Below are 6,945 nucleotides of genomic sequence, written 5' to 3' on the forward strand. Positions count from 1 at the left end.
GCCTCGCGGAGCGAGGCGGGCCCGAGCGTAGGCATTGTGCGAACTCGGGACTGTGCGGCAGCATACGCCGGAGCATGATGTGCACTGCCAGCATGTGCGCTGCCAGACGGCCGTGCAAGCGACGCGCTGGCGGCAACCCACCGGAGCGCCCGTTTGGCCACCAACGACCACGATCTCGCTGACCCATCGCTGCGGGATGCCGGTGACGTGGCGAGCGCACTGGGCACCGACACTGAAAAAGGCCTCACTGCGCAAGAGGCGTTGCGGCGGCTCACGGCCGACGGCCGCAACGAACTGCGCGCCTTGCCGCCCGCTCCGGCCTGGCGCCGCCTGCTGGCGCAATTTCAGGATCCACTGGTTTACCTGTTGATGGTGGCCATCGCCATCGCATCGATCGCCTGGGCGCTCGAGGGCGGTATGGGCTGGCCGGTGGACGCGCTCGTGATCGCGGCCATCGTGCTGGTCAACGGCGTGCTGGGCCATGTCCAGCAGGGCAAGGCCGACAACGCTGTGGCGGCGCTGGCGCGCATGACAGAAGTCACCGCTGCCGTGGTGCGCGACGGGCGACTGCTGCGCGTGCCGGGCGCCGAACTCGTGCGCGGCGACCTGCTGGCACTCGGCGAAGGCGATGCCGTCGGCGCCGATGCCCGGCTCGTCGAAGCTGCCTCGCTGCGGGTGCAGGAGGCATCGCTGACCGGCGAGAGCGAGGCGGTGCTCAAGAACGTCGACACCTTGCGTCGACTCGGCCCGCCGGGTGACCGGCTGTGCATGGTGTTCAAGGGCACAGCTGTCGCCCAGGGCACCGGGCGGGCCATCATCACGGCGACCGGCATGGCCACCGAGATGGGCGCCATCGCCCATCTGCTCGATGCCACGCACCAAGCGCCCACGCCATTGCAAAAGGAAATTGCACGCGTCGGCCGCACGCTCGGGCTCGCGGTGGTGGTCATTGCGCTCATCGTGGTGGGCACGATCCTGGCCATCTCCGACATCCGCGGCGCCCACGACGTGATGGCCGTGTTGCTGCTCGGTGTGTCACTGGCCGTGGCGGCTGTGCCCGAGGGCTTGCCGGCGATCCTGTCGGTGGTGCTGGCGCTCGGCGTGCAGCGCATGGCCAGACACCATGCGATCGTGAAAGAGCTGTCTGCGGTGGAAACGCTGGGCTCGGCCTCGGTGATCTGTTCCGACAAGACCGGCACATTGACCCGCTCGGAAATGACCATCGAGCGCGTCATCACGGCCTCGGGCACAACCCGTGTCACCGGTGTCGGCTATGTGCCGGAGGGCCAGGTCATGTCGGGTACAGCCGCGCTCGCTGCCGGGCCGCTGCATGCCGAGCAGATCGTCGTCCTGAGCGGCGGCAGCCTGGCCGGCAATGCCGAACTGCGCCAGGGGCCGGACGGTGCCTGGCAAGTCCATGGCGACCCGACCGAAGTGGCGTTCCTCGTGGCCGAGCGCAAGCTTGGCGTGACCGAGCGGCGCCAGCGGCGTTTCGAGCGGGTAGGTGAAATCCCGTTCACCTCGGAGCGCAAGATCATGTCGACGATCGAACTCGATCACGAGCATGCCAACACGGCCGTGGTGATCACCAAGGGCGCGCCGGACGTGTTGCTGGGACTTTGCACGAGGGCCCGCAAGGGCATGGACACGGTCGACCTCGACGACGCGCTGCGCGCCCGCATCCTGGCCGATGTCGACAGCCTCTCGGATGCGGCCCTGCGCACGCTGGCCGTGGCCTACCGCCCGCTCGATCCGGACGAGCACTGGAAAGGCACGGCATCGCCCGAGCGCGACCTGATCTACGTGGGTACCGCGGGCATCATCGATCCGCCGCGCGAAGAGGCGGCGGTGGCGATTCGCGAGGCGCAGCGGGCCGGCATCCGCGTCATCATGATTACCGGCGACCACCCGCGCACAGCGGCGCGCATCGCCGCCGATCTGGGCATCGTGGCGGCCGGTGCGGGCGCGCTGACCGGCGCGCAGCTCGATGCGCTGGACGAAGCAGCCTTTGCCGCGGCCGTGCGCCAGACCTCTGTCTTTGCCCGCGTGGCACCGGTGCACAAGCTGCGCATCGTCGACGCGCTGCAGGCCGACGGCCGCGTGGTCGCGATGACGGGCGACGGCGTCAACGACGCACCGGCGCTGAAGACGGCCGATATCGGCATCGCGATGGGCGTGACCGGCACCGAGGTCACGAAGGAGGCGGCCCGGATGATCCTGGCCGACGACAACTTCGCCACCATCGTCGCGGCCGTGCGCGAGGGGCGCGGCATCTTCGATGGCATCCGCAAGTTCCTGCGCTATCTGCTGTCGTCGAACATGGGCGAGGTGTTGACGGTCTTTTTCGGCGTGGTCGGGGCCGGCGTGATCGGGTTGGCCGGGGCCGGGGAGGGCGCGGGCGTGGTGTTGCCGCTGCTCGCTACGCAGATCCTCTGGATCAACCTCGTCACCGACTCGGGGCCCGCACTGGCCATGGGCGTGGATCCGCCGACCGACGACGTGATGGCGCGCAAGCCGCGCGCCCGCGACGAGCGGGTGATCGACGCGCGGATGTGGTCGGGCGTCGTCCAGATCGGCATCGTGGTCGCCATCGCAACGCTGTTGACCATGGACATCTGCCTGCCCGGTGGATTGATCGAGGGCACCGGCGATCTGGCGACGGCCCGCACGGCGGGCTTCACGGTGCTTGTTCTGACCAGCCTGTTCAACTGCTTCAACGCGCGGTCGGAAACCGTCAGCGCGTTCACGCACCCGTTCGTCAACGGGTGGCTCTGGGGTGCGGTTGCGCTGTCACTGGTGCTGCAGGTAGCGGTGGTGCACGTGGGCTTTCTGAACGTGGCCTTCAGCACGGTGCCGCTCACGCCGGGCCAGTGGCTGTTGTGCGCCGCGATGGCCAGCGCGGTGCTTTGGTACAGCGAGCTGCGCAAGCTGATCGGCCGGATGCTCGGCTGACCTGGCCGGCGCGCTCAGTTCGCCCAGCGCCAGTCGAGGATTTCCGGCATGTCTTCTCCGTGCCGCCTGATGTACGCCCGGTGCTCGAGCAGCCGGTCGCGCAGGTGCTGCTGCACATGCCCCGCGCTGTTGCGCACGCGTGCCACGCGGTCGATCGCGTCGGCGGCGAGGTGAAAGCGGTCCAGCTCGTTCAGCACCGTCATGTCGAACGGCGTGGTGGTCGTGCCTTCTTCCTGGTAGCCGTGCACATGGAAGCTGCCGTGGTTGGTGCGCTTGTAGGTGAGCCGGTGGATCAGCGCCGGGTAGCCGTGGAACGCGAAGATCACCGGTGCATCGGTGGTGAAGATCGAGTCGAACACCGCATCCGCCAGGCCGTGCGGGTGTGCCGAGGGCGACTGCAGCGCCATCAGGTCGACCACGTTGACCACCCGCACCTTCAAGTCCGGCAACTGCTCACGCAGCAGTTGCACCGCCGCCAGGGTTTCCAGCGTCGGCACGTCGCCGGCGCAGGCCATCACCACGTCGGGCGCCACGCCGTCGTCGTTGCTGGCCCAGTCCCAGATGCCCAGGCCCACGCTGCAGTGCCGGATCGCCGCCTCGATGTCGAGCCACTGCGGTGCCGGTGCCTTGCCCGCGACGATCACGTTCACATAGTCGCGGCTGCGCAGGCAATGGTCGGTCACCGAGAGCAGGGTGTTCGCGTCGGGCGGCAGGTAGACCCGCACCACCTCGGCCTTCTTGTTGACCACGTGGTCGATGAAGCCCGGATCCTGGTGGCTGAAGCCGTTGTGATCCTGCTGCCAGACGTGGCTGGTCAGCAGGTAGTTGAGCGACGCGACCGGCCGCCGCCACGGAATGCCGCGCGTCACCTTCAGCCATTTGGCATGCTGGTTGAACATCGAGTCGATGATGTGGATGAAGGCCTCGTAGCATGAGAAGAAGCCATGCCGCCCGGTCAACAGGTAGCCCTCGAGCCAGCCCTGGCACAGGTGTTCGCTGAGCACCTCCATCACGCGGCCGTCGGGCGCCAGGTGGTCGTCGCTGGCACGGATCTCGGCGGTGGAGGTGCGGTCGGTCACCTCGAACACCGCGCCCAGCCGGTTCGACGTGGTCTCGTCCGGGCCCATGATCCGGAAGTTGCGGTCGCCCGCGCTGAGCCGCATCACCTCGCGCAGATAGTTGCCCGTGACGCGCGTCGCTTCGCCGCGCGTGGCGCCGGGCTGGTCGACCGCCAGCGCGTGCGCGCGAAAGTCGGGCAGCGCCAGCGCCTTCAGCAGCAGGCCGCCGTTGGCATGCGGGTTGGCGCTCATGCGGCGCGTTCCTTCGGGCGACAGCGCGGCAATGTCGGGGCGCAGGGTGCCTGCCGCATCGAACAGCTCTTCGGGCCGGTAGCTGCGCATCCAGTCTTCGAGAAGCCCGACGTGCGCAGGCTTGTCGGCAAAGGCCGTCAACGGCACCTGGTGCGCGCGCTGCGTGTCTTCGATGGGCAGTCCGTCGACCACCTTCGGACCGGTCCAGCCCTTGGGCGAGCGCAGCACGATCATCGGCCAGTGCCGCCGCTGGCTGAAACCGTCCTGGCGCGCCTCCACCTGAATCGCGCGGATCACGTCGAGGGCCGTATCGAGTGCCGTGGCCATCAGCCGGTGCATTGCTTCGGGCTCGTGCCCCGAGACGAAATGCGGTTCGTAGCCGTAGCCGCGCATCAACTGGGCCAGCTCCTCGTCGCCGATGCGCGCGAGCACCGTCGGGCCGGCGATCTTGTAGCCGTTGAGGTGCAGGATCGGCAGCACCGCACCGTCGCTGGCCGGGTTCAGGAACTTGTTCGAATGCCAGCTCGCGGCCAGTGCGCCGGTTTCGGCCTCGCCGTCGCCGATCACGCAGCAGGCCAGCAAGTCGGGGTTGTCGAACACGGCGCCGTAGGCATGCAGCAGCGAGTAGCCAAGCTCGCCACCTTCATGGATCGACCCCGGCGTTTCGGGCGCAACGTGGCTCGGAATGCCGCCCGGAAACGAGAACTGCGTGAACAGCCGCTTCAGGCCCTCAGCGTCGCATCCGATGTTCGGATAGACCTCGCTGTAGGTGCCTTCGAGCCAGGTGTTGGCCACCACGCCGGGGCCGCCGTGGCCCGGCCCTGCAACGTAGATCGCATCGAGGTCGCGCGCCTTGATCGCGCGGTTCATGTGCGCGTAGACGAAGTTGAGGCCCGGCGTGGTGCCCCAGTGGCCGAGCAGCCGCGGCTTGATGTGCGCCAGCGTCAGCGGCTCGCGCAGCAGCGGGTTGTCCATCAGGTAGATCTGGCCTGCGGAAAGGTAGTTGGCGGCGCGCCACCAGGCATCCAGCAGGTCGAAGTTTTCGGGCGGCGAAGGGTTGGGAGAACTTGTCATGAGGGTTGGATCCGGTGAGGTGGTGTGCAGAGGATTTCGCAGGCTTCTTCTGCGATCACCTGCTCCTCGTCGGTGGGCATGACGAACAGGGCGAGCCGGCTGTCGGCGGCGTCGATGCGTTCGCGGTGTGCGTTGTTGGCCGCAGTGTCGATGCGGGCGCCGAGCCAGGAAAGATGCGTGCAAATCGTTTCGCGAACCGTTGGCTGGTGCTCGCCGATACCGGCCGTGAAGACGATCGCATCGAGCCCGCCGAGCGTGGTCGCAGTGGCTGCGATCTCGCGGGCCGTGCGTAGTGCCAGCAGCGCCAGCGCTTCGCCGGCCTCGGGTGCGTCGCTGGCCACCAGCTCGCGGCTGTCGGCCGAAAGGCCCGACACGCCCAGCAACCCGGCATGGTGGTAGAGCATGTCTTCCAGCGCGTCGACCGACATGCCGCGTTCCTTCTGCAGGTGCAACAGCACGCCGGGATCGAGCGCGCCAGCGCGCGTGGCCATCGGAATGCCGTCGAGCGTCGAAAACGACATGCTGGTGTCACGGCTCTTGCCGGCTTCCAGGCCACACAGGCTGGCGCCGCTGCCGAGATGCGCCACCACCACGCGGCCGGCAGCTGCTTGCGGATGCCGGCGCTGCAGTTGCGCGGCGATGTACTTGTACGAAAGGCCGTGAAAACCGTAGCGCTTGATGCCTTCGTCGAACAGCGCACGCGGCAGCGCGAAGCGCCGCACCAGATCGCTCTGGGTGCGGTGGAAGGCAGTGTCGAAGGATGCGGTCTGCGGCAGCTTCGGCCGCAGGCGGCGCAACGCGCGGATCAGACGCAGGCTCTGTGGCTGGTGCAGGGGTGCCAGCGGTGCCAGCGCCTCGATTCCAGCCAGCGTTTCATCGGTAACGAGTGTCGGCCCGGTGAAGCGGTCGCCGCCGTGCACCACGCGGTGCGCCACGGCCGCGAGTTCATCGATCGCGAAATGGCGGGCCAGCCAGTCCAGGGTTTCTTCGAGCACCTCGTGCAGGTCTTCGGTGACGGCAGCCTTGAGCTTGACGTCATCGACGCGCGACCCTTGCTCGAGGTGCAGCGACAGCGGCGCATGGCGCAGATCGATCAGGCCGCGGCCGAAAGCGCGCGGCGCACCGCCCTCGACCGCGAACAGCCCGAGCTTGATCGTCGACGAGCCGGGATTGAAGCTCAGGAGCACGTCGCGGGCCATGGCACATGATGCGGCGTGCCCGTGGCCGACACTGTCAGGAATGGGCCCGACTGCGTGACGCGCGTGGCGGCGGCAGTGGCATCGCTGTTCTGAGGCGGTCCTGCATGCGCGGAGTGCCGAGGTTGATTCAGGCGCTGTGGTTCTGGGGTGGGATCAGGGCGGCGGGGCACGCTGCTCCGCGAATGTCCTCCGGCCTGCGGCCTCCCCCTTTATTTCGCTGTGCAGCGTGCCCCACCGCCCTGATCCTGGAAGCCGCGTGACCGTTTCGCGCTGAACATGCAGAGCGTGCCCAAGGCCGCTGGTGGTGGGTGGCCCCTGCAGCGAAATAAAGACACCGTTGTGCCTGTCAAGCGGTGCCCGTCAAGCGCAAGCCGTCTTGCGGTAGTTCGCATCGAAGGGCTTGCCCGACC

General features: G+C 68.1%; 3 protein-coding genes. 1 reads left to right on the forward strand and 2 read right to left on the reverse strand.

The window, feature by feature from the left end:
* Positions 1 to 153 precede the first annotated feature (153 nt).
* Positions 154 to 2,952, forward strand: a complete 2,799-nt coding sequence (locus ACSFA8_RS14525) for a cation-translocating P-type ATPase (protein WP_435480205.1) — start codon at positions 154 to 156, stop codon at positions 2,950 to 2,952.
* 14 nt (positions 2,953 to 2,966) lie between these two features.
* On the opposite strand, the gene ACSFA8_RS14530 is transcribed toward ACSFA8_RS14525, so the two are convergent.
* Both ACSFA8_RS14530 and ACSFA8_RS14535 read right to left on the reverse strand, forming a co-directional pair.
* Positions 2,967 to 5,336, reverse strand: a complete 2,370-nt coding sequence (locus tag ACSFA8_RS14530; RefSeq protein WP_435480206.1) for a phosphoketolase family protein — start codon at positions 5,334 to 5,336, stop codon at positions 2,967 to 2,969.
* The gene (locus ACSFA8_RS14535; protein WP_435480207.1) at positions 5,333 to 6,535 is read right to left on the reverse strand and encodes an acetate/propionate family kinase; all 1,203 of its coding nucleotides are present in this window, start codon (positions 6,533 to 6,535) and stop codon (positions 5,333 to 5,335) included. Before ACSFA8_RS14535 ends, ACSFA8_RS14530 begins: the two co-directional genes overlap by 4 nt.
* Positions 6,536 to 6,945 lie beyond the last annotated feature (410 nt).

Origin of the sequence: Variovorax nitratireducens, from assembly GCF_051216545.1 — a bacterium.
Lineage (GTDB): Bacteria > Pseudomonadota > Gammaproteobacteria > Burkholderiales > Burkholderiaceae_C > Variovorax.

Coding starts and splice junctions, on each gene's coding strand:
- ACSFA8_RS14530 (WP_435480206.1), bottom strand. CDS start 5,336: ATGACAAGTTCTCCCAACCCTTCGCCGCCCGAAAACTTCGACCTGCTG.
- ACSFA8_RS14535 (WP_435480207.1), bottom strand. CDS start 6,535: ATGGCCCGCGACGTGCTCCTGAGCTTCAATCCCGGCTCGTCGACGATC.